At 45.6% G+C, this 22042-nt stretch carries 23 protein-coding genes and 1 pseudogene; 15 read left to right on the forward strand and 9 right to left on the reverse strand.

Going from position 1 to position 22042, the window contains the following annotated elements; translation table 11 throughout:
• Positions 1-9: 9 nt before the first annotated feature.
• From MD535_RS09760 to pfkA, 3 genes are all read left to right on the forward strand, one after another.
• Positions 10-513 (forward strand): CpxP family protein, encoded by a 504-nt coding sequence (locus MD535_RS09760; RefSeq protein ID WP_265674860.1) that lies wholly within the window; start codon positions 10-12, stop codon positions 511-513.
• Between the two features lie 134 nt (positions 514-647).
• Positions 648-1556 (forward strand): CDF family cation-efflux transporter FieF, encoded by a 909-nt coding sequence (gene fieF, locus MD535_RS09765; RefSeq protein ID WP_265674861.1) that lies wholly within the window; start codon positions 648-650, stop codon positions 1554-1556.
• Between the two features lie 287 nt (positions 1557-1843).
• Positions 1844-2806: a 6-phosphofructokinase gene (pfkA, locus tag MD535_RS09770; protein WP_265674862.1), complete on the forward strand. Its 963-nt coding sequence runs from the start codon at positions 1844-1846 to the stop codon at positions 2804-2806.
• 160 nt (positions 2807-2966) lie between these two features.
• Here the strand turns inward: pfkA and tpiA are convergent, their stop codons facing one another.
• Complete coding sequence (gene tpiA / locus MD535_RS09775; protein ID WP_250618694.1) at positions 2967-3737, reverse strand: triose-phosphate isomerase; 771 nt, start codon at positions 3735-3737, stop codon at positions 2967-2969.
• Positions 3738-3980: 243 nt separating this feature from the next.
• Here tpiA and MD535_RS09780 point away from each other — a divergent pair, with 243 nt between their 5' ends.
• Together MD535_RS09780 and MD535_RS09785 are read left to right on the forward strand one after the other, a co-directional pair.
• Entirely contained in the window at positions 3981-4328 is a 348-nt protein-coding gene (locus MD535_RS09780; RefSeq protein ID WP_250618693.1) for a 5-carboxymethyl-2-hydroxymuconate Delta-isomerase, read from the forward strand.
• A gap of 14 nt (positions 4329-4342) precedes the next feature.
• Positions 4343-4768, forward strand: coding sequence for a DUF805 domain-containing protein (locus MD535_RS09785; protein WP_265674863.1), 426 nt, complete (start codon positions 4343-4345; stop codon positions 4766-4768).
• 81 nt (positions 4769-4849) lie between these two features.
• Here MD535_RS09785 and MD535_RS09790 read toward each other — a convergent pair whose 3' ends face one another.
• The 3 genes from MD535_RS09790 to glpX all read right to left on the reverse strand — a co-directional run bounded on the left by MD535_RS09790 (position 4850) and on the right by glpX (position 7066).
• Positions 4850-5179: a DUF3135 domain-containing protein gene (locus tag MD535_RS09790; RefSeq protein WP_265674864.1), complete on the reverse strand. Its 330-nt coding sequence runs from the start codon at positions 5177-5179 to the stop codon at positions 4850-4852.
• A gap of 115 nt (positions 5180-5294) precedes the next feature.
• Positions 5295-5912 (reverse strand): helix-turn-helix transcriptional regulator, encoded by a 618-nt coding sequence (locus MD535_RS09795; RefSeq protein WP_265674865.1) that lies wholly within the window; start codon positions 5910-5912, stop codon positions 5295-5297.
• A 146-nt stretch (positions 5913-6058) separates the two neighbouring features.
• Complete coding sequence (glpX, locus tag MD535_RS09800) at positions 6059-7066, reverse strand: class II fructose-bisphosphatase (RefSeq protein WP_265674866.1); 1008 nt, start codon at positions 7064-7066, stop codon at positions 6059-6061.
• 336 nt (positions 7067-7402) lie between these two features.
• Between glpX and zapB the strand changes: the two genes are divergently transcribed.
• The 3 genes from zapB to MD535_RS09815 all read left to right on the forward strand — a co-directional run bounded on the left by zapB (position 7403) and on the right by MD535_RS09815 (position 9549).
• Positions 7403-7645 carry a cell division protein ZapB gene (zapB, locus tag MD535_RS09805; protein WP_250618688.1) on the forward strand — a complete coding sequence of 81 codons (243 nt, stop codon included), beginning with the start codon at positions 7403-7405 and terminating at the stop codon, positions 7643-7645.
• 151 nt (positions 7646-7796) lie between these two features.
• Positions 7797-8441, forward strand: a complete 645-nt coding sequence (locus MD535_RS09810) for a TetR/AcrR family transcriptional regulator (protein WP_265674867.1) — start codon at positions 7797-7799, stop codon at positions 8439-8441.
• Between the two features lie 118 nt (positions 8442-8559).
• The gene (locus tag MD535_RS09815) at positions 8560-9549 is read left to right on the forward strand and encodes a DHH family phosphoesterase (protein WP_265674868.1); all 990 of its coding nucleotides are present in this window, start codon (positions 8560-8562) and stop codon (positions 9547-9549) included.
• Positions 9550-9602: 53 nt separating this feature from the next.
• Here MD535_RS09815 and MD535_RS09820 read toward each other — a convergent pair whose 3' ends face one another.
• Together MD535_RS09820 and gpmM are read right to left on the reverse strand one after the other, a co-directional pair.
• Positions 9603-10733: a murein hydrolase activator EnvC family protein gene (locus tag MD535_RS09820; protein ID WP_265674869.1), complete on the reverse strand. Its 1131-nt coding sequence runs from the start codon at positions 10731-10733 to the stop codon at positions 9603-9605.
• Between the two features lie 125 nt (positions 10734-10858).
• Positions 10859-12391, reverse strand: coding sequence for a 2,3-bisphosphoglycerate-independent phosphoglycerate mutase (gene gpmM / locus MD535_RS09825; protein ID WP_265674870.1), 1533 nt, complete (start codon positions 12389-12391; stop codon positions 10859-10861).
• Between the two features lie 384 nt (positions 12392-12775).
• On the opposite strand from gpmM, the gene MD535_RS09830 reads away from it, so the two are divergent.
• From MD535_RS09830 to cysE, 4 genes are all read left to right on the forward strand, one after another.
• The gene (locus tag MD535_RS09830; protein ID WP_265674871.1) at positions 12776-13210 is read left to right on the forward strand and encodes a rhodanese-like domain-containing protein; all 435 of its coding nucleotides are present in this window, start codon (positions 12776-12778) and stop codon (positions 13208-13210) included.
• A 161-nt stretch (positions 13211-13371) separates the two neighbouring features.
• Positions 13372-13839: a protein-export chaperone SecB gene (gene secB / locus MD535_RS09835; RefSeq protein ID WP_265674872.1), complete on the forward strand. Its 468-nt coding sequence runs from the start codon at positions 13372-13374 to the stop codon at positions 13837-13839.
• A gap of 168 nt (positions 13840-14007) precedes the next feature.
• Positions 14008-15030: an NAD(P)H-dependent glycerol-3-phosphate dehydrogenase gene (gene gpsA, locus MD535_RS09840; protein WP_265674873.1), complete on the forward strand. Its 1023-nt coding sequence runs from the start codon at positions 14008-14010 to the stop codon at positions 15028-15030.
• Between the two features lie 128 nt (positions 15031-15158).
• Positions 15159-15980: a serine O-acetyltransferase gene (cysE, locus tag MD535_RS09845; protein ID WP_265674874.1), complete on the forward strand. Its 822-nt coding sequence runs from the start codon at positions 15159-15161 to the stop codon at positions 15978-15980.
• Positions 15981-16030: 50 nt separating this feature from the next.
• Here cysE and MD535_RS09850 read toward each other — a convergent pair whose 3' ends face one another.
• The gene (locus tag MD535_RS09850) at positions 16031-17368 is read right to left on the reverse strand and encodes an MATE family efflux transporter (RefSeq protein WP_265674875.1); all 1338 of its coding nucleotides are present in this window, start codon (positions 17366-17368) and stop codon (positions 16031-16033) included.
• Between the two features lie 233 nt (positions 17369-17601).
• On the opposite strand from MD535_RS09850, the gene MD535_RS09855 reads away from it, so the two are divergent.
• The 3 genes from MD535_RS09855 (at position 17602) to MD535_RS09865 (ending at position 20352) form a co-directional block, all read left to right on the forward strand.
• Positions 17602-17892 (forward strand): co-chaperone GroES, encoded by a 291-nt coding sequence (locus MD535_RS09855; protein WP_102471149.1) that lies wholly within the window; start codon positions 17602-17604, stop codon positions 17890-17892.
• Between the two features lie 69 nt (positions 17893-17961).
• The gene (gene groL / locus MD535_RS09860) at positions 17962-19599 is read left to right on the forward strand and encodes a chaperonin GroEL (protein ID WP_250618679.1); all 1638 of its coding nucleotides are present in this window, start codon (positions 17962-17964) and stop codon (positions 19597-19599) included.
• Between the two features lie 186 nt (positions 19600-19785).
• Positions 19786-20352, forward strand: a complete 567-nt coding sequence (locus tag MD535_RS09865) for a VC2662 family protein (RefSeq protein ID WP_265674876.1) — start codon at positions 19786-19788, stop codon at positions 20350-20352.
• A gap of 100 nt (positions 20353-20452) precedes the next feature.
• On the opposite strand, the pseudogene MD535_RS09870 reads toward MD535_RS09865, so the two are convergent.
• Positions 20453-20927, reverse strand: a pseudogene (locus tag MD535_RS09870) (MgtC/SapB family protein).
• An 80-nt stretch (positions 20928-21007) separates the two neighbouring features.
• Positions 21008-22030: an EF-P beta-lysylation protein EpmB gene (epmB, locus tag MD535_RS09875; RefSeq protein ID WP_265674877.1), complete on the reverse strand. Its 1023-nt coding sequence runs from the start codon at positions 22028-22030 to the stop codon at positions 21008-21010.
• Positions 22031-22042 lie beyond the last annotated feature (12 nt).

Raw genomic sequence — 22042 nt, forward strand, 5'->3', positions numbered from 1 at the left:
GTATTGATTATGAAATTAGCAAAAAAACTTGTTCTTGTAGCTGCGGTCCTTCCCCTTACTTTCGCAACCGCGAGTGCTTTAGCGTATGGCGGCAAAGGCGGCCATCATGGTAAAGGTGGTGAAGGTCAGTGTGGTGGTTTTGACCGTAAAGTGTTTAGCCAGCTTGATTTGACGGATGCGCAGAAAGAGCAAATGAAAGAGATGCGTCAATCCATGAAGTCAGAAATGAAGACGAAATTCAGCGAGAATGCAGCGACTAAAGCCTCAGAAATGCAGACCCGTCATCAAAAAATGCAAGACGTCGTCCTTGCTGATACGTTTGATGCTGCCGCAGCCAACGAACTTGCTTCTGAAATGGTCGCTACGCAAACCGAGCGTCGCGTTAAAATGATGGAAAAGCAACATGAGATGCTCAGCATCTTGACGCCAGAGCAAAAAGCTAAGCTTAAAGAAGTACAGCAAGAGCGCATGCAAAAGTGCGTAAGCAAAATGGAATCAAGAGCGGCAAAGTAACGCGATTTCTACTAATGGACTTCACTTAGCTTCGCTGTGGATATATTTTAAAAGTGGCCAATTGGCCACTTTTTCTATTTTTGTCACTAATAATAAGTATACTTGCGTCATGTTGAGCTAAAACGTCACGGAAGATGAAAAACAGTTACGCAAAACTCGTCACAATGGCAGCCTGGGCTGCAACCATCATTGCAACCCTTCTATTGATTACCAAAATTATCGTGTGGTGGACAACAGGCTCCGTGAGCTTGTTAGCTTCCGTGATTGATTCCTTATTGGATATAGCAGCCTCAGCCGTCAACTTAGTTGTCGTGCGGTATGCGCTTCAACCCGCAGATAAAGAGCATACTTTTGGTCACGGTAAGGCGGAGTCTCTCGCGGCGTTGGCGCAAGCGATGTTTATTTCCGGTTCAGCTTGCTTCCTTATCCTTAACGGGATTGACCATTTTTTCAGGCCAACCGAACTTCGCTCGCCAGAGTTAGGTATTTATGTCAGCCTCTTTGCTTTAGTAGTGACATCTGGGTTAGTGGCTTTTCAGCGCTACGTGGTTAAGAAAACAGGCAGTCAGGCCATCGCTGCTGATTCGTTACATTATCAAACTGATATTTATATGAATGCCGCTATCATGTTGGCACTTGGCCTGAGCTGGTATGGTATTGGTCAAGCTGACTCTGTGTTTGCGATCGGTATCGGTGTGTTTATTTTGGTTAGTGCGTTTAAAATGGCGTACACGGCGGTGCAATCGCTATTAGACCGACAGCTTCCCGAGGAAGAGTTACAACAAATCCGACAAGTGTGTACTGAGGTAGAAGGGGTGTTGGGTGTCCATCAGCTACGAACGCGTATGTCAGGCCCCGTTCGTTTTATTCAGTTACATCTTGAATTACATGATTTAATGCCATTGATCGAAGCGCATCGGATTGCCGATGAAGTTGAAGAAAGATTGATGTCTGCGTTTCCCGAAGCGGATGTCCTTATTCATCAGGACCCTTATTCTGTGGTCATTAAAGACGAAAAACAGCAGTTGGAAGCGGATTGGTAGAGTGGGGCTGAAGAGTGATAGATTGCCGTTGTGGCATAACGAAAATTGATTGTCTATTGTTAGAGCTCGTGATAAAAAAGTGCGATTCTGATGTGAATCAACACAATTTAGCCTATAAACTGTAATACTCTTACATAAGTAATAAAGTTACGTCGTCAATGTTTTGGGGAACAAGACGATTTTACGTAGCGGAAGCCATGTAAACGTAGCGAAAACAATAAGAATTCCGTATGTCGCGAAGTGCGCCATACTTAAATTGAAATTAGATTGCTAAATCGAGGGTGAGCATGATTAAGAAAATCGGTGTTTTGACAAGTGGTGGTGATGCACCAGGTATGAATGCTGCAGTGCGCGGTGTGGTTCGTACGGCTTTGTCAGAAGGCGTAGAAGTATACGGTGTTTACGACGGTTATTTAGGTCTTTATGAAGATCGCATTAAGAAACTAGATCGCTCTAGTGTTTCTGATGTTATTAACCGTGGCGGTACATTTCTAGGTTCTGCACGTTTCCCAGAATTTAAAGAAGTCGAAGTTCGCGAAAAAGCGATTGAAAACTTGAAGAAGCACGGTATTGAAGCGCTAGTGGTTGTTGGTGGCGATGGCTCTTACATGGGGGCGAAAAAACTGACTGAAATGGGTTATCCATGTATCGGTCTACCTGGCACCATTGATAATGATATTGCGGGTACAGATTACACGATTGGTTATCTGACAGCACTTAACACGGTTATTGACGCGATTGACCGTCTACGTGATACATCGTCTTCTCACCAACGCATCTCTATCGTAGAAATCATGGGGCGTCACTGTGGTGATTTGACTCTGATGTCTGCTATTGCAGGTGGCTGTGAGTACATTATTACACCTGAAACGGGTCTTGATAAAGAGCAGCTGATTAGCAATATTAAAGACGGTATTGCCAAAGGTAAGAAACATGCCATTATCGCGCTAACAGAGCTTATGATGGACGCGAATGATCTTGCTAAAGAAATCGAAGACGCGACAGGTCGTGAGACTCGTGCAACGGTTCTTGGTCATATTCAGCGTGGCGGTCGTCCTACAGCGTTTGACCGAGTACTCGCATCTCGCATGGGTAACTACGCGGTACACCTATTGATGGAAGGTCATGGTGGACGTTGTGTAGGGATCCAGAAAGAGGTTCTTGTTCATCACGATATTATTGATGCGATCGAGAACATGAAGCGCCCTGTACGCGATGATTTGTACAAGGTTGCTGAAGAGTTGTTCTAATCGATAGCTCACCAAAGAGTCATGTTCACTTCAATTTTTGGTGTGAACATGCTGTTGGAGAGTAATGATTGGACACAAAAAAAACCGCTGATTACTCAGCGGTTTTTTTTGTGTCTATCAATAGGTGATGTCGATGACGCTCACCTATTGAATAACAAACTTACGCTTTTGCTTTTGCCGCTGCTTTCGCGATAGCTGCAAAGCTTTTCGCGTCTAGTGCTGCGCCGCCAACTAGAGCACCATCGATGTCTGGTTGTGCAAAGTAAGCTTCAGCATTTTCTGGCTTAACAGAACCGCCGTATTGGATAACAACGTTCTTCGCCACTTCTTCGCTTTTTGCTGCGATGTGTGCACGGATAGAAGCGTGGATGCGTTGAGCATCATCAGCTGTTGCTGCTTTACCTGTACCGATAGCCCAGATTGGTTCGTACGCGATGATAGCACCGTTAAGCGCTTCAACACCTGAGTTGTTGATTACAGCATCGATTTGACGAGCACATACCGCTTCAGTTTCACCCGCTTCGTTTTGAGCTTCAGACTCACCGATACAGAAAACAGGTGTTAGACCATTTTCTTTTAGGAATGCGAATTTTTGAGCAATGAACTCGTCAGATTCGTTGTGGTATTGACGACGCTCAGAGTGGCCAATGATGATGTGAGTTGCGCCAAAATCTTTCAGCATTTCTGGAGACATATCACCAGTGAAAGCACCACTGTTGTTCACGTCAGTGTTTTGAGCACCAAGGATAATTGCGCTACCCGCGTCAGTTAGCGTACGCTCTGCAAGGTCAACGTAAAGTGCTGGTGGAGCAACGGCTACATCAACGCCAGTTACGCCTTCAAGTTCCGCATTAAGTGCAGTAAGCAGATCCGTGACCATTGCTTTGCTGCCATTGAGTTTCCAGTTACCCATAACTACAGGTTGACGCATAAGATTTTCTCCAAAATCAATGTTTTTAAAAGTACGAATGTAAAAAACAAACGTGAATACGAAAGAATATAACAGATTAATTCATGTAGATCATGATTCGAGTCATGACTTTCTCGCTTTCATGAATCGTAGTGAGTATGGCCATCATCGTGACTTGGTAAACAGAATAATAGATTAGTTCTCGGAATTTTCCTTTTAGCTTGCTATACCTTGTCGCTTAGTTCTCAATTCAAAGGAAAGATGATGCCAAATCTGGTAATGGAATATTCAAACACAGCGGATCAGCGCTTGAATATACAAGGCTTACTGGAGGACTTGCATCAAGTTACGCTACACTGTGGCTTGTTTGAAATGGACTCAGTTAAGTCTCGCTCTCTACGCTGTCATAATTGGCTTATTGGAGAACATGGTGACAGTGAAGATTTTGTACATATTAGCTTCGAGCTCCTATCGGGGCGAACGGAAGAGCAAAAGCGAGAGCTGTCGAGGAAGTTAATGGATGTCCTTAAACAACAAGCTGGGCATTTGAAGAGCTTAACGGTGAACATACGGGATATGGATAAGTCGTGTTTCCAAAAAATCAGTCAGTAAAGTGAGAATAGGTCATGTCGTTTAAATCACTGCTATTTTCGTCTCAAGGGCGAGTTGGGCGCAAAACGTTTTGGGTATGGAACGTTTGTTATTATTTGAGTATTGTGGGCTTTGCACAGGGTATGAACGTGCTAGCGCCTGGGGCTATCCATATTTTGTTACCCGCATTCTTGTTGGTTATCTTGATCCCCGATTTGCTGATCACCGCAAAGCGATGGCATGACCGTAATAAGTCGAGTTGGTGGTTGTTACTGAATATTCCTTTGGTGATAGGGCGCTTAAGTCTCCCCACTCTAGATCCTGCTACCGCAGCGCAACCTTCATTACTGCAAAACATGATTTCTTTAGCGGCGATTGGCTGTGGATTGTGGATCTTAGTTGAATGCGGATTCTTAAAAGGCACGTCGGGCGATAACCAGTTCGGTAAAGATCCTGTCTAAATACCGCGCTGGTTTAAATACCCATACAGTTTAATTACCCATACTCTTTAAATACTAAGAAGGAAGCATTCGCTTCCTTTTTTATCGCCAGTCTTCTTTCTTGTTGAACGGTAAAATGGTGGCTTTCGGTTGCTTTTTACTCAATTCACCATTGAGTGCCTGTGAGAACTTTACAAATTGTCGGAGCAGCTCTTGTCGTAATAGTACGTTGGCATGAATAGGGTTGCTAGCGCGTCTAAGCACTCGTTCAATGTGAGATTGTTGAGCTTGCAGTCGAGGCTGCATCTGTGTTGAACAAGACTCAATAAGCTCCTGACACAGGTTTTGACGTAAGCGACTGAGTTGTTCGGGATTGTGCTTTGCCATTGCGGCAAGTTCATCGAAAGAAGGTAGAGTAAGTGGATCAGCCATGATTCATCCTCATCTAGCATTGCTCCATGCATGTACAATGAGGTTAGGAGTTATTGATCAAAGTCACAGTTTAAATGTGAGTTGTCTCAATAATAAGACACAGGGCTCTGGGAGCTTATCGCTGAGTGAAACGATAGACGCAGCGTCGAGCACCAGAAACAATATGCTCATCACGTTCGACACGAGTATTTTCACCAACAAGAGACTGGAAGACATTGAGTTCGGATTGGCACAGGGCTTTGCATCGGCTCGCGGCTTTACAAATAGGGCAGTGATTTTCAATGAGAATAAAGCTGGAATGGTCTTTTTGATATTCTGCCATATAACCATCTTTCTCACGTAATTCGGTGAGTTTGATGATTTTACTTTCGAGATCGCTGAGTCCTATCAACTGCTCAGCGTAGTTAGCAAGGGTGATTAATTCACGCTCTTTTGCCACTTTTTCTAGCCCTTCGGAGCCGAAAACTGTCTCAATAGCATCAATGAATTGAACGGTAAGATCGGCGTGTCTATCGGAGAAGTTCGCATGACCTTTGTCTGTTAAAGACCAGTGACGGTTGGGGCGTCCGACTTTGACTTTCACATCTTCAATGTGCAGCAAACCGTCACTTTCAAGTGATTGAAGGTGTTGCCTAGCGCCCATTGTGGTGATGTTGAGTCGTTGTGCAACGTGCTTTGCTGTGACCGCACCTTCGCGCTTGATGATATCAATGATGTGGTCAGTTGCTTTCATGTCGTTGTCCGGTCGTTCAGGTGCAGTGAGAATCAATAACTGACGCTATTATGGCCGATAAGCTTTATAAAGCAAATTATTTACTATCAAGTGGATGGCAACAAAAAGCGCTGTCGTTGCAGCGCTTTTTTGTTACCCCATCGACACTACAGAATAATGCCTCTGATCTCAGGGTCTTTTCGCTCTAGGTAGTGGATAGACTTAATACGACGAATAGTACGACAACGGCCACGAATCAACAGTGTCTCAGTTGTAGCAATGTTACCTTGGCGTGTAATGCCTTCTAGAAGATCACCTTTAGTGATACCAGTCGCGGAGAAAACAACATTGTCACTACGAGCCATATCTTCCATTCGTAGTAAGACATTGGCTTCAACGCCCATCTCTTTACAGCGTTCTAACTCAAGCTCACCCGCTTTACGGTTTTCTTCGTTGTCGCCTTTGACCTCATGACGAGGAAGTAGGCGTGCGTGCATATCACCATCAAGTGCGCGAATAACTGCAGCCGATACCACGCCTTCAGGTGCGCCACCAATACAGTACATCACATCCACTTCACTGTCTGGCATACAGGTTAGAATCGACGCAGCCACATCACCATCAGGCACGGCAAAGACGCGAACACCCATAGCTTGCATTTCAGCAATAACGTTATCGTGTCTTGGTTTCGCGAGCGTGGTCACAACCAATGTGTCTAAAGGTTTACCGAGTGCAGCAGCAATATTGGTTAAATTATCGGTGAGTGACAGGTTTAGATCGATAGCCCCTTTAGCGCCAGGGCCGACAACCAGTTTCTCCATGTACATGTCAGGGGCTTTTAAAAAGCTGCCTTTTTCTCCAGCAGCAAGCACAGCCAAGGCATTTGACTGTCCCATTGCTGTCATGCGCGTACCTTCAATTGGATCTACCGCGATGTCAACGGCGTCGCCACCAATGCCAACCTGTTCACCAATGTACAGCATTGGTGCATCATCAATCTCACCTTCACCGATAACGATTTCACCACTGATGTCGGTTTTGTTCAGTAAGGTACGCATCACCTCAACGGCAGCCCCATCCGCAGCGTTTTTATCGCCACGCCCTAACCATTTATAACCAGCCAGAGCGGCACCTTCGGTAACTCGTGAAAAAGCCATCGCTAAATCGCGCTTCATATTGACTCCAATAGATGAAAGTTGACAAAAGAATTTACGGCGCGAATTTTAACATACCAAGAAGGAAACGTTTGCTTTTTTGTTTGATACTGCGCAAACCTGAGGGCGGTTAGTGGGTTATTTATCAAAATCGTCGTAGGAGACCTTGAATAATAAGGCTTAGTTGCGATCAGTCGGTATGGTTTAATTACCTCTTTTGTTAGTTTACGTCGTTTTTTTGACCGAATAGTGAAAAATCTGCAATATAGGGCGTGTCTATCTTCTCGAGGCTGAGTAGAATGGGGCAACGTAGAATGAAGCTATTTCATTACATAGAATTTAACAAGGTAGGCCGAGATGTCTTTTGAAGTACTGGAACAACTAGAAGCAAAAATTCAAACTGCAGTTGACACTATCGCTCTTCTTCAAATGGAAGTTGAAGAGTTGAAGGAAGAGAAAGTTCAACTGACTAGTCAAGCTGACGAGCTGCGTAGCAGCCGCGAAGAACTTGAGCAAAAGGCTGAAGTGATGCAGCGTGAGCATACGCAATGGCAAGAACGCATCCGTAACCTTCTTGGTAAAATGGACGAAGTAGAATAAATCGTCAGTCCCTTAGATTTGTGAAAAGCACTCCTTGTGAGTGCTTTTTTTGTATTCAGTTGGTCGAACCAGTCAGACTATTGCGATCTCACACTTTCGCTCACAAGTTGAACACGTATACTAGCGCAAAACAGGCAAAGGATAATTGAGAATGAAAACGCGTGATAAAATAGTGCATGCCGCCCTAGAGTTATTCAATTCAGACGGTGAACGTAATGTGACGACCAACCATATCGCTGCTTATATCGAAATCAGTCCTGGTAACCTGTATTACCACTTCAGCAACAAGCAAGAAATTGTGCGAGATATTTTTACGCTTTATTCTCAGGAGTTGATCGAGCGATTTACGCCCGTCCAGGGGCAGCAAGAAAGCTTAGCGTTGCTGAAGCATTACCTTAATTCGATTTTCACCCTTATGTGGAAGTACCGTTTTTTCTACGCGAACCTGCCTGAGATCTTACAGCGAGACGCAAAACTGCACGAAGAGTACATTGTGGTGCAAGAGAGGCTGCAAGGAAATTTAGTGAATATACTTCGTGCTTTTGTTGACCTTGAATTACTTTGCTTGAACGAAAAAGAACTCAAATCCATGGTGACGACATTACATATGATGGCTGTGGGGTGGCTGAGTTACCAATCCGCGATGTCTCCCAAGACTACGATCACCGAAGAGGTGATTCAGCAAGGGATGCTGCATATGATTAATGTAGTGAAACCAGTAGCGACACCGAAAGGTCAAGAGCAGCTCTCGTTGCTTGAAGATGGCGTGAAAATGATGGGTGGAGCGAATACCTAGTGATCGGCAACACGTCATTCACTCATGTCATATAGCCAATTCGTATTTCAATAAACCCTGCTGTCACAGTAGGGTTTATTGTTATTTAGAGCCAATATTTCAGATGAAAGGATGCAAGATGCACTACGACGTTTTTAATGGTGATGCGGATGGAATATTGTCGTTGTTACAACTGAGGTTATCAGATCCTAGACCCAGTGAGCTCATCTCCGGTATTAAACGTGATATTGCGTTGCTTGAGCGCGTCTCGCTCCAAAAGGCCAGTTCTGTAACCGTGCTTGATATCTCGATGGATAAAAATAGAGCTGCACTCAATGCACTGCTCACCCACCAGATCCCCGTCACCTATATTGACCACCATAAGGCGACAGAGCCACCAGAATCGGCGTATTTGACCAGCCATATCAATCTAGATGCGAATACCTGTACAGCCTTAATCGTCAATGACCAACTTGCAGACCAACACCGATTATGGGCGATCACGGCAGCGTATGGAGATAATATGATTGCCAGTGCGGAGTCATTGGCAGACAAAGAAAATCTCAACGATGTTGATAGGCGTTTCTTGCGCCAATTAGGCACTTTGGTTAACTATAATGGCTATGGAGAAAAGTTGGAGGATTTACACATTCCTCCGGTGGATTTATATAAGCAGCTATTACGCTATCGTACCCCTTTTGAATGCAGAGACGATACCCATTCCCCTTATTACTCCTTGTTAGCGGCATTTGAAAAAGATCAGTCGGCGCTGAGTCAAGCGACGACGTTATTTGATTCTGCCTCACTCCAAGTCGTGTCGTTACCTGCCACGGCGGCGGCAAGACGTATGTCAGGGACGTATATTAATGACCTTGCCAACCTCAACCCTTCGCGTGCGCATATTACTTTAGTCGAGCGAGATCTAAGAGGGGAGGATGATCAGGTTTGTTATACGGTGTCAGTGCGCGCGCCATTGAACAATAAGCAAGGCGCCGCTGCGATTTGTAGTCAATTTGATACTGGGGGCGGGAGAGAAGCCGCGGGTGGAATCAACCAGCTACCGCGAGCTTGTATTCAGCGACTTATTGATACGGTGCTCGCTTATTATCAAGTAAAAGAAGGGCAGTAAAAGAACGTCTGCCACGGACTATCAGTAAGGTTTGCCGGAACGACGCTACCGAACTAGCGTTTTAGCCAGCTTTTCGGGTTTTGAACTTTACTGTTGCGGCGAATCTCAAAATAGAGCGAGGCTCTGGATTGCCCACCTGTATCACCAGCCAGTGCGATGGTTTCTCCAGCGGCGACTTTGTCCCCTTCTTTTTTGAGTAGTGTTTGGTTGTAACCATAGAGTGTCATGTCACCTTTGCCGTGATCAAGCAATACAACTAGCCCATAGCCTCGTAAATAATCAGCAAAGACGACCGTGCCCGAATAAACCGACTTGATGGGTGTGCCGTATTTAGCTGAAATAACCATGCCTTTCCAGTTCGCTTGACCGGTTTGCTTGGTGCCAAAGTTATGTAAAACGCTGCCTTTGATTGGCCAGGGCAATTTGCCTTTTTGTCTGGCGAGTCCATCCATTGGCACTTGATTACGTTTGGCAGCCTTGGCGATCTCGGCTTTTAAGCGGGTCTCATTACGCTGCAATTCAGTTAAGTAGGTTTTATCACCGGAGATGCTTTTCTTAATCTTGCTGAGGGTGCTTTTTCGGCTACGTTGATTTTTCGCCAATGCATCGCGTTTGTCTTTTTGTTGCTGAAGCAGTTGCGCGATTTGGTTACGTTCTAATTCAAGGGCTCTTTCACTTTCAACAAGTTGTTGTTCCGTGGTGGAGAGTTGTTCTAATGTGTCGGCCCGAGCGGCAGCAAGATGTTGATAGTATTGACTGATGCGATCGTCATTGGAGTCGTTATTAAACATACTAGAGGTATTACGGTTTTGTTTGGTGATGTAATACGTCTGGACGAGCTCGGCTAATATTTTTTGCTGAATCTTTTTTTGTTCAGTGAGAGCAATAACACGCTGATGCAGGTTATCAATATTTTGGTTAGCGGTGGCCAATTGTGAGGTGGTAGATTGGATAGTCTTTTCAATGTTCGAGATACCAATTTCTTGCTCACGTAACGCCTTTTGCAGCTTATCTAACTCTTTTTGTTGTTGGCTTAACCCCTGCTGTTGACGCTTTATCTCGCTTTTTACTCCAGAAAGCTCATTTTGGCTTGCCGCGCTGTTTAGCGGTGTAATCGTAGCTGTAACCCCAATTATGAGAGTCGTAAGAACAACAAGGAAGGGCGTCTTGTGATTAGAGTGCATGTCGTATCCGCTGAGAGAAGAGGGCAAGTCCGTCTTAGGTCACTACTTTATTGAAAAGCGATAATAGGTGCAAGCATACAAAAACGCCGACGCATAAGCATCGGCGTTTTATCAGACTTGTGTCATTACTTTACAAGAATGTCGCCTGACATTTCAGCAGGAATGCTTATGCCTGTCATGGATAGCATGGTTGGTGCTAGGTCTGACAGTTTACCGCCTTCTTTGAACTCGATGTCCTTGTTACCAATATAGATAAGAGGAACTGGAAGGTTGGTATGAGCCGTGTGGGTGCCACCAGTGACTGGGTCAACCATCATTTCCGCATTACCATGGTCGGCAGTGATCAGCATTTGACCATCCACTTCTTTGATGGCTTCAACGATTTTCGCAACGCTTGCATCCAAAGCTTCAATCGCTTGTTCTGCGGCTTCGTAAACGCCAGTGTGACCAACCATATCTGCGTTTGGATAGTTACAGATGATAGTGTCGTATTTGCCTGACTTAATAGCAGCAACCATTTTCTCAGTCAGCTCTTCAGAGCTCATTTCTGGTTGTAGGTCATACGTCGCTACTTTTGGAGAAGCAACAAGCTGACGCTCTTCGCCGTCAAATTCGTTCTCAACACCACCATTGAAGAAGAAAGTCACGTGTGCGTACTTTTCTGTTTCAGAGATACGTAGCTGAGTCTTACCTTCTTTAGATAGCCACTCACCGTAGGTGTTTTCTAGCGATGCTGGTGGGAATGCGCAAAGCAGAGGAATATCGGCTGCGTATTGCGTTAGCATAACAAAGTCTACTGCTGGGAATACTTTACGCTCAAAGCCTTCAAAGGCAGGAACGAATGCACGCGTGATTTCACGAGCACGGTCAGCACGGTAGTTCATAAAGATAACTGCATCGCCATCAAGGATAGCCGCAGACTCTTGACCTTCAGCGCGTAGCTCAGTTGGCGCAACAAACTCATCGTTTTCTTCACGAGCGTAAGCCGCTTCTAAACCAGCAACCGCCGAGTCAAACGTGTAGGCACCTTCTGCTTGAGTAAGCAGGTCGTAGGCTTTTTCAACGCGATCCCAGTTGTTATCACGATCCATTGCGTAGTAACGACCAACAAGAGAAGCTACACGGCCTTTACCAAGCTCAGAAAACAGTGCTTCAAAGCGTTTGAGTGAACCTTCAGCACTGCGTGGTGGCGTATCACGACCATCTAGGAAGCAGTGTAGGTAGATTTTTTCAGCGCCACGCTCAGCCGCCATTTTAACAGCAGCGTAAATGTGGTCTTCGTGAGAGTGAACACCACCTGGAGACATTAGACCCATTAGGTGAACCGCTTTACCCGCCGCGATGGCTTTATCCATTGCAGCGGCTAGGATTTCGTTTTGACCAAATTCGCCATCAGCGATAGATTTAGTAATACGAGTGAGGTCTTGGTAGACCACTCGGCCAGCACCAATGTTGGTGTGACCCACTTCAGAGTTACCCATTTGACCATCTGGAAGACCGACGTCCATACCAGAAGCTGAAATAAGTGTACGTGGATTGTTTGCCCACAAGCCGTCCATTACTGGAGTTTTTGCGTTATTGATTGCGTTGCTTGCGTTATCTTCACGGTATCCCCAACCGTCAAGAATGACTAGAGCCATAGGCTTCTTAGCTGACATAGTTATAACCTCGTCGAATCTAAAATAACTTTACTGAAAACAAATTAGCGTAATTTTACTACACTTTTTAACCAAAACAGTAGTGGCAGATCAAATATTGTTTGTGATTACCGTAGCTTGTTTTCAGTTTTTTGAAAGTTAATTGCACACATTTGCTGTTGTAGTGAGGTAATCATAGATGCTAAACGTCATTGATTCCTTAAATGCTCAGCTATTAATAGCGCAGATGTGGTGATGTTGACCAATTGCTTTGCGCTATTGCTGCAATAGCGAAAGAGGGATCTCAATTATTTATTCGAAACAAGTTCCCCCCTCGCCAGAGGGCGGCGAAGCCGTTATACTCCTCGTCTGAATTTCATCTTCAACTAATTAAGAGCGCAAGCTATGCAAGAGTACTTAGATTTTTTACAACAAAATATGATCATGGCCGTGGTTTGGGCCGCCCTTTTTGTAGCTCTGATTGCTAACTTCGTGAAGTCTGCCAATGCCGCGTACAAAGAAGTTTCTGCAGCTCAGGTGACTCAAATGATGAACCATGACAGTGCACTCGTAGTGGATATTCGTTCAAAAGACGATTTCAAACGTGGTCACATTACGGATGCTGTCAACGTACTTCCTTCCGATATTAAAGCAGAATCAACGCCTAGCCTTGAAAACAAAAAATCAGACCCAATCATTGTGGTATGTAAGACGGGTCAAACGGCACAAGAGAGTGCAAACTTGCTCGCGAAGTCAGGTTTTGAACAGGTATATGTGCTGAAAGGCGGCCTGTCAGCTTGGAGCGAAGCAAACCTGCCGCTGATTAAAGGTAAGAAGTAACCCTAGTCATTGAGCGTTTTCGCGGCATTTCTTGCGTAGGGATGTGATAAATGCCACGGAATTAGCGGCTCGCCTAGTCATAAAACATTGGCTCGGCTAGTCTGCCAGACAACTCAAAAACGGTTTCGTTAATTTTAGACGTATTATAAAGGATATTCATCATGGCTGAAGCAGCACCTCAAGAAGCACAACAGAATTTCACAATTCAACGTATCTTCCTAAAAGATCTTTCTTTTGAAGCGCCAAACTCACCGGACATGTTTCAAAAAGAATGGAACCCAGATGTTAAGCTAGACCTAGACACGCAAAGCCGTGAACTAGGAGAAGGCGTTTACGAAGTGGTACTTCGTCTAACGGTGACGGTTAAGAATGCAGAAGACACAGCATTCCTTTGTGAAGTTCAGCAAGGTGGTATTTTCACAGCTGAGCAAATGGAAGCGGGCCAACTGGCACATTGCCTTGGCGCTTTCTGCCCGAACATTTTGTTCCCTTATGCTCGTGAAACTATCTCTAGCCTAACGATGAAAGGTACGTTCCCACAACTGAACCTAGCACCAGTTAACTTTGATGCATTGTTCATGAACTACCTTCAGCAGCAAGCTCAATCAGAAGAGCAAGCAGAAGCGTAATTCGCTGTTCGGCGCAGGGCGGTCGCTTTGCAAGAACTCGCAACCTTTTTGAAAATGCACAGCGCCTAGCGATGTGCATTTTTTATTTTCACGGTTAAGCTTTAGAAATGAAACTTTTTAGAGACTAAACGTTTAGCTGTGGCTTTCAAACTATGACGTGGTGGTGTTATGAGTAACGCATACGGGAAAGATATTTCAATGACAGTTATTGGCGCGGGATCCTACGGGACATCGCTAGCCATCTCTCTGGCACGAAACGGTGCAAACGTAGTCATCTGGGGGCACGATCCTGAACATATGGCTCGTCTAGAGGCCGATCGAGCGAACCATGACTTTTTGCCAGGAATAGACTTTCCTGAGTCACTCATTGTTGAATCCGATCTTCAAAAAGCGGTGCAAGCCAGCCAAGATTTACTGATTGTTGTTCCGAGCCATGTATTTGGTGTTGTGCTAGAGAGCATGAAGCCGCACTTACGTGACGACAGTCGTATTTGTTGGGCAACCAAAGGGCTAGAGCCGGAAAGTGGTCGTCTTCTAAAAGACGTTGCTAGCGATATTATTGGTGATAGCTACCCTTTAGCGGTACTTTCTGGCCCGACGTTCGCAAAAGAATTGGCGGCTGGAATGCCAACGGCTATTGCTGTTGCGTCGACGAATACGCAGTTTGTGACTGAGCTGCAAGACAAGATCCACTGCAGTAAAACATTCCGTGTTTATGCTAATGATGATTTTATCGGTATGCAATTAGGCGGCGCCGTTAAAAATGTGATTGCGATTGGCGCTGGTATGTCGGATGGAATCGGTTTTGGAGCCAATGCGCGAACGGCATTGATTACTCGAGGTTTAGCTGAAATGACTCGCTTAGGTGTCGCAATCGGCGCGAAGTCGGATACCTTTATGGGTATGGCTGGCCTTGGCGATTTAGTGCTGACGTGTACCGATAACCAGTCTCGTAACCGTCGCTTTGGTTTAGCGTTAGGTCAGGGTAAAGATGTCGATTCTGCACAAACTGAAATTGGTCAAGTGGTTGAAGGTTATCGTAATACCAAAGAGGTTTGGTTGCTGTCACAAAGAGTGGGTGTTGAGATGCCAATTGTTGACCAAATCTATCAAGTATTGTATCAAGGAAAGGATGCGATGCTCGCTGCGCAAGATCTACTAGCAAGAGATAAAAAAGCAGAGAAGCAATAAGCGTTGTAAAATAAGCGCTGAAGCGTATGCGTTGTTGCTTTATGTGTAGCGTCTCTATTAACGTGACGCGAGATGAGGAAGTCGCGACGCACGGCTTTTAAGGCTAGAGACTACTCTTAGGATAGAACATGAAACACTGTGAAAAACAAAAAGTATGGCAGTGCATTATAAAAGAAGCGCGTAAGCAGTCGGAAGAAGAGCCGATGCTGGCAAGCTTTTATCATGCCACAATCATTAATCACGAAAGTCTAGGGGCGGCATTGAGCTATATTCTTGCGAATAAGCTTAAGACCGCGTCTATGCCAGCGATGGCGGTACGTGAAGTGGTAGAGCAAGCCTTTGCGGCAGACCCTTCAATTACTGATGCTGCAGCTTGTGATATTTGTGCCACAGTGAATCGTGACCCTGCCGTCTCTATGTATTCGATGCCGCTTTTGTATCTAAAGGGATTTCATGCCCTACAGGGCTATCGTGTCGCCAACTGGTTGTGGAAGCAAGGGCGAGTGGCATTAGCCACGTATTTACAAAATCAGATCTCAGTGGCGTGCCAAGTGGACATTCATCCAGCGGCACGTATCGGTAAAGGTATCATGCTCGATCACGCAACCGGTATTGTTGTCGGTGAAACGGCGGTGGTCGAAAACGACGTATCGATACTTCAAGATGTGACCTTAGGTGGCACAGGGAAAGAGGGCGGTGACCGTCACCCTAAAATTCGCGAGGGCGTGATGATAGGCGCAGGTGCTAAGATCCTGGGTAATATCGAAGTGGGGGTGGGTGCAAAAATTGGTTCGTGTTCCGTCGTACTGCAAGCCGTGCCTGCTCACACCACTGTGGCTGGGGTGCCAGCGAAAATTGTCGGTAAGCCGAAAACGGATATGCCGTCTTTGGATATGGACCAACAATTTAACGGTAAATCACAAACTTTTGTCGGTGGTGATGGTATCTAAACCTGAGTCAATTCAGCGATATCTAAATAGAACGGCTCAGAGGTAAAAGCTCAGTGTGAACACTGGGCTTTTCGTATTTTTACTGCGTACAAATAAGCCAGCACTCCGCCCACAACGTTACCCACCGCCACGCCAATAAAGAGCCCTTCTAACGAATACCAGTGATTGCCAATCGCAGCCGCGGGGAGTGTGAATATGAACAAACGCATGGCACTCCACATAAAGGCCTTATTCGGTAAGTGAAGCGCATTGAGTCCGCTGCCTAGCATCATGATAATCCCCTGAAACCCATAGCTAAATGGAACCACGAGCAAGTAATGCCAAAGGATTTCCCGTACCGCCGCTTCTTGAGAAAACATGGCGGAAATCGGAATACTGAGTGGCACCATCATAATAAATACCATCAGCTGAAATAGGATTGAAAAGCGCATGCTGAGGAATAATCCTGAGAAACTGCGCTCCGGTTGTTTGGCACCAAAGTTCTGCGACATAAAAGGGGTTAAGGCTGAGCTTAAAGAAATGAGCACCAGAATGAGTAAAGACTCTACCCGCTGCGCTGCGCCATAAGCGGCGATGGCAGCCGTGCCGTGAACGGAGAGCATCTTCATTAAGATCGCGCCAGAAATAGGCGACATCGCCGTGGATAACGCAGACGGTGTACCAATTTTTAAAATAGCTGCCCAGTCTTTTAGTAGCGCAGCGGGGTTAATTTTCCCCAGCAGTTTTTCGCGTTTAGTTAGGACGAAAAGCGAACCCAGTAAAGCGCCAAACCAAGCAAAACCACTCGCAATGGCAGCGCCCTGAATACCGAGTTCAGGGAACGGACCTAGGCCAAAGATAAACAGCGGATCCAAAATGCCGTTTAATACCCCAGAAAGCATCATAATTTTAGCCGGCGTTTTAGTATCGCCTGTGGCGCGAATGGCGCTATTGCCTGCCATAGGGATAACCAGTAGCGGGATGGTGAAGTACCAAATCACCATGTATTGATCGATGAGTGGAATGATATCCTCGCTGGCCCCTAGCATGCGAAACAGCGGGTCAATGGTAAAGAGCCCCAGCGTAGAGGCAAGGGTGACCAAGATCACCGCAAGAATGAGACCATGAGTGGTAAATTGCGCGGCGTTGCGAGTATTACCTTGTCCCAGCAGTCGACCGATAATGGTAGAAAGGCCCACACCGATCCCCATCGTAATGCAGTTCACTCCAAAGGTGACAGGAAACGTAAAACTGACCGCAGCGAGTGATTGGGTACCTAATAGAGCAATAAAAAAGGTATCAACGAGGTTGAAAGCCAAGATCGCTATCATGCCAAACACCATGGGAACCGTCATTTGTTTGAGCACTGTGGGGATGGGGGCAGAGAGCAGCCCATGCTTATCTTGCATAGAATTCATCGCTGATGAAACAGGGGCTTAGGATACAGGAATTCGCTAAATCGTGCGAGAACCCCCTCAATCCTTATGTATTGTTGGTGGGAAAGCTCAATTTCGTTATTTTTGTCACAAAATTTTGTCTCCTGCCCCTTGGGATCAACCCAATCGTCCCCAACATAATTATCACAAGCCGAATTAAGGCATTCTCAAAGCTAACATATTAATTAATTCAGGAGACACGACCGATGAATATCCGTCCTCTACACGACCGCGTGATCGTTGAGCGCAAAGAAGTTGAATCTAAATCTGCTGGTGGCATCGTTCTTACGGGGTCTGCTGCAGAAAAATCAACACGTGGTACGGTGCTGGCTGTAGGTAATGGCCGCATTCTAGAAAACGGGTCAGTTCAAGCATTGGACGTTAAAGTGGGTGACACGGTTATCTTCGCTGAAGGCTACGGCACGAAAACTGAAAAAATCGATGGCAAAGAAGTCTTGATCATGTCTGAAAATGACATCATGGCTATCGTAGAATAATTAAGTAGACGTTGAGTAATTTTTTACTCTAAACAAGCTATCCACTGAATTTAGATAAGGAAATAAACAATGGCTGCTAAAGACGTTAAGTTTGGCAACGACGCACGAATCAAAATGCTAGAAGGTGTTAATGTTCTAGCTGACGCGGTAAAAGTAACACTGGGTCCTAAAGGCCGTAACGTGGTACTAGACAAATCTTTTGGTGCACCAACAATTACTAAAGATGGTGTCTCTGTTGCGCGTGAAATTGAACTGGAAGACAAATTCCAGAACATGGGCGCACAAATGGTGAAAGAAGTCGCTTCTCAAGCGAATGATGCGGCGGGTGACGGAACAACAACTGCAACCGTACTGGCTCAATCTATCATCTCTGAAGGTCTAAAAGCCGTTGCTGCGGGTATGAACCCAATGGATCTTAAGCGTGGTATCGACAAAGCGGTGGTTGCTGCAGTTGAAGAACTAAAGGCGTTATCTGTTGAATGTAAAGATACCAAAGCCATCGCTCAGGTGGGTACTATCTCAGCAAACTCTGACGCGACAGTGGGTAACATTATTGCTGAAGCGATGGAAAAAGTAGGCCGTGATGGCGTTATTACCGTTGAAGAAGGTCAGGCGCTACAAGATGAGCTAGACGTAGTAGAAGGTATGCAATTTGATCGCGGTTACCTATCTCCTTACTTCATCAACAACCAAGAAGCTGGCAGTGTTGATCTAGAGAGCCCGTTCATTCTTCTTATCGACAAGAAAGTATCGAACATCCGTGAGCTGCTACCAACACTAGAAGCGGTTGCTAAAGCATCTCGTCCACTGCTTATCATTGCAGAAGACGTAGAAGGTGAAGCACTAGCAACGTTAGTAGTGAACAACATGCGCGGCATCGTGAAAGTGGCTGCTGTTAAAGCGCCTGGTTTCGGTGACCGTCGTAAGTCTATGCTACAAGATATCGCTATTCTAACGGGCGGTACGGTTATTTCTGAAGAAATCGGCCTAGACCTTGAGAAAGTAACATTAGAAGATCTAGGTCAAGCCAAGCGCGTGACGATCACTAAAGAAAACTCAACCATCATTGATGGCGCGGGCGATGAAGCGATGATTCAAGGTCGCGTAACACAGATTCGTCAGCAAGTTGAAGACGCAACTTCTGATTACGACAAAGAAAAACTTCAAGAGCGCGTAGCGAAATTGGCTGGCGGTGTAGCGGTGATTAAAGTCGGCGCTGCAACAGAAGTTGAAATGAAAGAGAAGAAAGACCGTGTTGAAGATGCACTTCATGCAACACGTGCTGCTGTTGAAGAGGGTGTGGTTGCTGGTGGTGGTGTTGCACTTATCCGCGCGGCATCGAAAGTGGCAGGCCTTGAAGGCGACAATGAAGAGCAAACAGTGGGTATCCGCGTAGCACTTCGCGCAATGGAAGCGCCAATTCGTCAAATCACTGCAAACGCAGGTGACGAAGAGTCAGTGGTAGCTAACAACGTGAAAGCGGGCGAAGGTAACTACGGTTACAACGCGGCAACAGGTGAATACGGCGATATGATTGCAATGGGTATCCTTGACCCAACAAAAGTAACGCGTAGTGCACTACAATTTGCCGCATCGGTTGCGGGTCTTATGATCACAACAGAAGCAATGGTGACTGACGCACCTCAAAAAGACGCACCAGCGATGCCTGATATGGGCGGAATGGGTGGCATGCCTGGTATGATGTAAGTGTAAGACATTGCCGACAGAGCCAGAGGGAAACCTCTGGCTTTTTTGTATCTGCTTCAATAATCAACGATTGAGTGGTTAATATGTTACGGGTTATGACAATTTACTGACATGCGCTATAGTTAGCGGCAATAGCATCGTCTATAGTTATTGAAGACGAATGATAATGTCAGTGGAGACAAAATAATGAAAAAAGTCGTATCAGCCCTTGCAGTGGCAGCAGCACTCTCTATTTCCCCAATGGCGCTAGCAGATAGCACGCCAGTTATGTTTTCATCTTTAAACGGATTTAATGCGCCAGACGCCAATGCGGTTGGTGGTGTACGTTTATCTGTTCTTCACGGTCAAGTGAATGAAGTAAAAGGTGTCGACTTTTCTGTATTGGGTATGTCTGAAACTCAGCGTACAACCGGTGTAAACTTTGGTCTATTCTTTGGTGCTTCTAAAGTCACTCAAGAAATGAAAGGCGCATCACTTGGTATTTTCAACTGGAATACAGGTTCAACAACGGGTGTTAACCTTGGCATGGTCAACGTCACTAACGACGTAAAAGGCCTTAACTGGAGTGCGGTAAACTACTCGGAAGGTAACACAATGGCTGATATCGGTATTGCCAGTTTCTCAAAGAAATCTAACTTCCAATTGGGTATCTTTAACAAAACGAATACTATCGACGGTGTTCAGATTGGTTTGATTAACTGTGCCGACAACGGTTTCTTCAAGTGCTTCCCAATTATTAACTTCGCTAAATAGCCTCGATTAACTTTGTGTAATGACATGAAGTTGATTGGCAAAGCGTGAGGTAAAAGCCCCGAATACTCGATGTTTTTGGGGCTTTTTTATGCCTATATTTTTACTTTCTACGTTTAGAGCGTCGTTGAAAGGTTTGGTGGACACCGCGGCGTAAGCTTTGAAAGCTACTTTCTGCCTTATCGACTCCAAGTAGTATGGTGAGTGCCAGTAAAGTAAGGATGATAGAGGCCTTGTAATGCCCCAGTCCAATCATCATGCCCAGCCCGGCAAGTAGCCAGATGACGGCCGCTGAAGTCACACCATGAATCTTACCATTTTCAGACATCATGACCCCAGCGCCTAAAAAGCCGACACCAGTAATGATTTGTCCTAATACTCGGGCTTGATCAAGAGTGTTTGGGGATAATGAAATGGCCATTGACATAAAGAGATAGGTGCCAGATAGCACTAAAATAGACGTGCGGATCCCGACGGGTTTGCCTCGTGTTTGCCTTTCAAGACCAATCAGTGTGCCATTCTCATGCCAGTGCCTGCCATGAGAATGGCCCCAAATCCAAAAGTGCTGCTAATTCCACAAATATGCCCCCCAAAAAAAGCAGTATCTGTTTATTAGACCGGGCAGGCGAACAAATAAATTTTATCGAGACGAAAAACGTTACTCAAGGTGAAGATCGAGAGGTGTTTTGCTGGTTCTGCCTCCTTCTTCACGAGTGAGTTTTGGTACTAAATAGCCGGAGACACGCTCGATCAACCCATGCATGAGCTGTTTTGCTTGATGATCGTCGACAAAGTAATGCGCTGCGCCTTGCACTTTATCAAGCACGTGCAGGTAGTAGGGCAGTATTCCGCTATTAAATAGGGCATGACTCAGCGCAACTTGGCTTTCAACACTGTCATTGATGCCTTTTAGTAACACGCTTTGATTAAGTACTGTGACGCCCGCTCGCTTGATGTGCTGTATTGCCAGTGATAGGGCGGGATTAATTTCGTTAGCATGGTTGATGTGTGTAACCAGAACGGTATTTAATCGAGTCTGTTGTAGCATCTCACACAGTGATTCTGTGATGCGATCCGGAATTACCACTGGCAAACGAGAGTGAATACGCAGTGTGTTAATGTGCGGGATAGATTCTATATGCGTGATAAGCCATTCGATATCTTTGTCCTTCGCCATTAATGGATCACCCCCCGAGAGAATGACTTCGTTGATGTCTGGTTGGTTGGCAATATAGTCCAGCGCTAACTGCCAGTTTGCTTTGTTGCCTTTATTATCTTCATAAGGGAAGTGACGTCGGAAGCAATAGCGGCAGTTAACCGCACAGCCACCTTTGACTATCATTAAGGCGCGACTTTGGTACTTATGTAGTAATCCGGGAACCACGGAACCTTGTTCTTCTAGCGGATCTTCTGAATACCCAGCATGGACGTCGAACTCTTGGCTTAATGGCAGTACTTGTTGTAAGAGCGGGTCGTATGGGTTGCCTTTTTCCATTCGTTCGACAAAGCTTTGAGGGACACGCATCGGAAATAGTTTCCTTGCACGTAGGCCGCTTTCCCATGGCGCCGTATCAATTTCTAGTTGTTTAAGCAACTGATACGGGTCTGAGATCGCATTGGATAGCTGTTTGAGCCAGTTTTGCTCAACAGAAACAAGATTTCGGGTTATGATAGGCGACATTAAATTTTAACT

Source organism: Vibrio qingdaonensis, from assembly GCF_026191675.1.
Lineage (GTDB): Bacteria > Pseudomonadota > Gammaproteobacteria > Enterobacterales > Vibrionaceae > Vibrio > Vibrio qingdaonensis.

What these genes read in the sequence shown, in the direction of transcription:
- MD535_RS09780 (WP_250618693.1), top strand. Translation starts at nt 3,981, where the DNA reads ATGCCAAATCTGGTAATGGAATATTCAAACACAGCGGATCAGCGCTTG.
- epmB (WP_265674877.1), bottom strand. Translation starts at nt 22,030, where the DNA reads ATGTCGCCTATCATAACCCGAAATCTTGTTTCTGTTGAGCAAAACTGG.
- gpsA (WP_265674873.1), top strand. Translation starts at nt 14,008, where the DNA reads ATGAGTAACGCATACGGGAAAGATATTTCAATGACAGTTATTGGCGCG.
- MD535_RS09865 (WP_265674876.1), top strand. Translation starts at nt 19,786, where the DNA reads ATGAAAAAAGTCGTATCAGCCCTTGCAGTGGCAGCAGCACTCTCTATT.
- fieF (WP_265674861.1), top strand. Translation starts at nt 648, where the DNA reads ATGAAAAACAGTTACGCAAAACTCGTCACAATGGCAGCCTGGGCTGCA.
- secB (WP_265674872.1), top strand. Translation starts at nt 13,372, where the DNA reads ATGGCTGAAGCAGCACCTCAAGAAGCACAACAGAATTTCACAATTCAA.
- cysE (WP_265674874.1), top strand. Translation starts at nt 15,159, where the DNA reads ATGAAACACTGTGAAAAACAAAAAGTATGGCAGTGCATTATAAAAGAA.
- gpmM (WP_265674870.1), bottom strand. Translation starts at nt 12,391, where the DNA reads ATGTCAGCTAAGAAGCCTATGGCTCTAGTCATTCTTGACGGTTGGGGA.
- MD535_RS09795 (WP_265674865.1), bottom strand. Translation starts at nt 5,912, where the DNA reads ATGAAAGCAACTGACCACATCATTGATATCATCAAGCGCGAAGGTGCG.
- pfkA (WP_265674862.1), top strand. Translation starts at nt 1,844, where the DNA reads ATGATTAAGAAAATCGGTGTTTTGACAAGTGGTGGTGATGCACCAGGT.
- MD535_RS09785 (WP_265674863.1), top strand. Translation starts at nt 4,343, where the DNA reads ATGTCGTTTAAATCACTGCTATTTTCGTCTCAAGGGCGAGTTGGGCGC.
- zapB (WP_250618688.1), top strand. Translation starts at nt 7,403, where the DNA reads ATGTCTTTTGAAGTACTGGAACAACTAGAAGCAAAAATTCAAACTGCA.
- groL (WP_250618679.1), top strand. Translation starts at nt 17,962, where the DNA reads ATGGCTGCTAAAGACGTTAAGTTTGGCAACGACGCACGAATCAAAATG.
- tpiA (WP_250618694.1), bottom strand. Translation starts at nt 3,737, where the DNA reads ATGCGTCAACCTGTAGTTATGGGTAACTGGAAACTCAATGGCAGCAAA.
- MD535_RS09810 (WP_265674867.1), top strand. Translation starts at nt 7,797, where the DNA reads ATGAAAACGCGTGATAAAATAGTGCATGCCGCCCTAGAGTTATTCAAT.
- MD535_RS09820 (WP_265674869.1), bottom strand. Translation starts at nt 10,733, where the DNA reads ATGCACTCTAATCACAAGACGCCCTTCCTTGTTGTTCTTACGACTCTC.
- MD535_RS09855 (WP_102471149.1), top strand. Translation starts at nt 17,602, where the DNA reads ATGAATATCCGTCCTCTACACGACCGCGTGATCGTTGAGCGCAAAGAA.
- glpX (WP_265674866.1), bottom strand. Translation starts at nt 7,066, where the DNA reads ATGAAGCGCGATTTAGCGATGGCTTTTTCACGAGTTACCGAAGGTGCC.
- MD535_RS09760 (WP_265674860.1), top strand. Translation starts at nt 10, where the DNA reads ATGAAATTAGCAAAAAAACTTGTTCTTGTAGCTGCGGTCCTTCCCCTT.
- MD535_RS09850 (WP_265674875.1), bottom strand. Translation starts at nt 17,368, where the DNA reads ATGCAAGATAAGCATGGGCTGCTCTCTGCCCCCATCCCCACAGTGCTC.
- MD535_RS09830 (WP_265674871.1), top strand. Translation starts at nt 12,776, where the DNA reads ATGCAAGAGTACTTAGATTTTTTACAACAAAATATGATCATGGCCGTG.
- MD535_RS09790 (WP_265674864.1), bottom strand. Translation starts at nt 5,179, where the DNA reads ATGGCTGATCCACTTACTCTACCTTCTTTCGATGAACTTGCCGCAATG.
- MD535_RS09815 (WP_265674868.1), top strand. Translation starts at nt 8,560, where the DNA reads ATGCACTACGACGTTTTTAATGGTGATGCGGATGGAATATTGTCGTTG.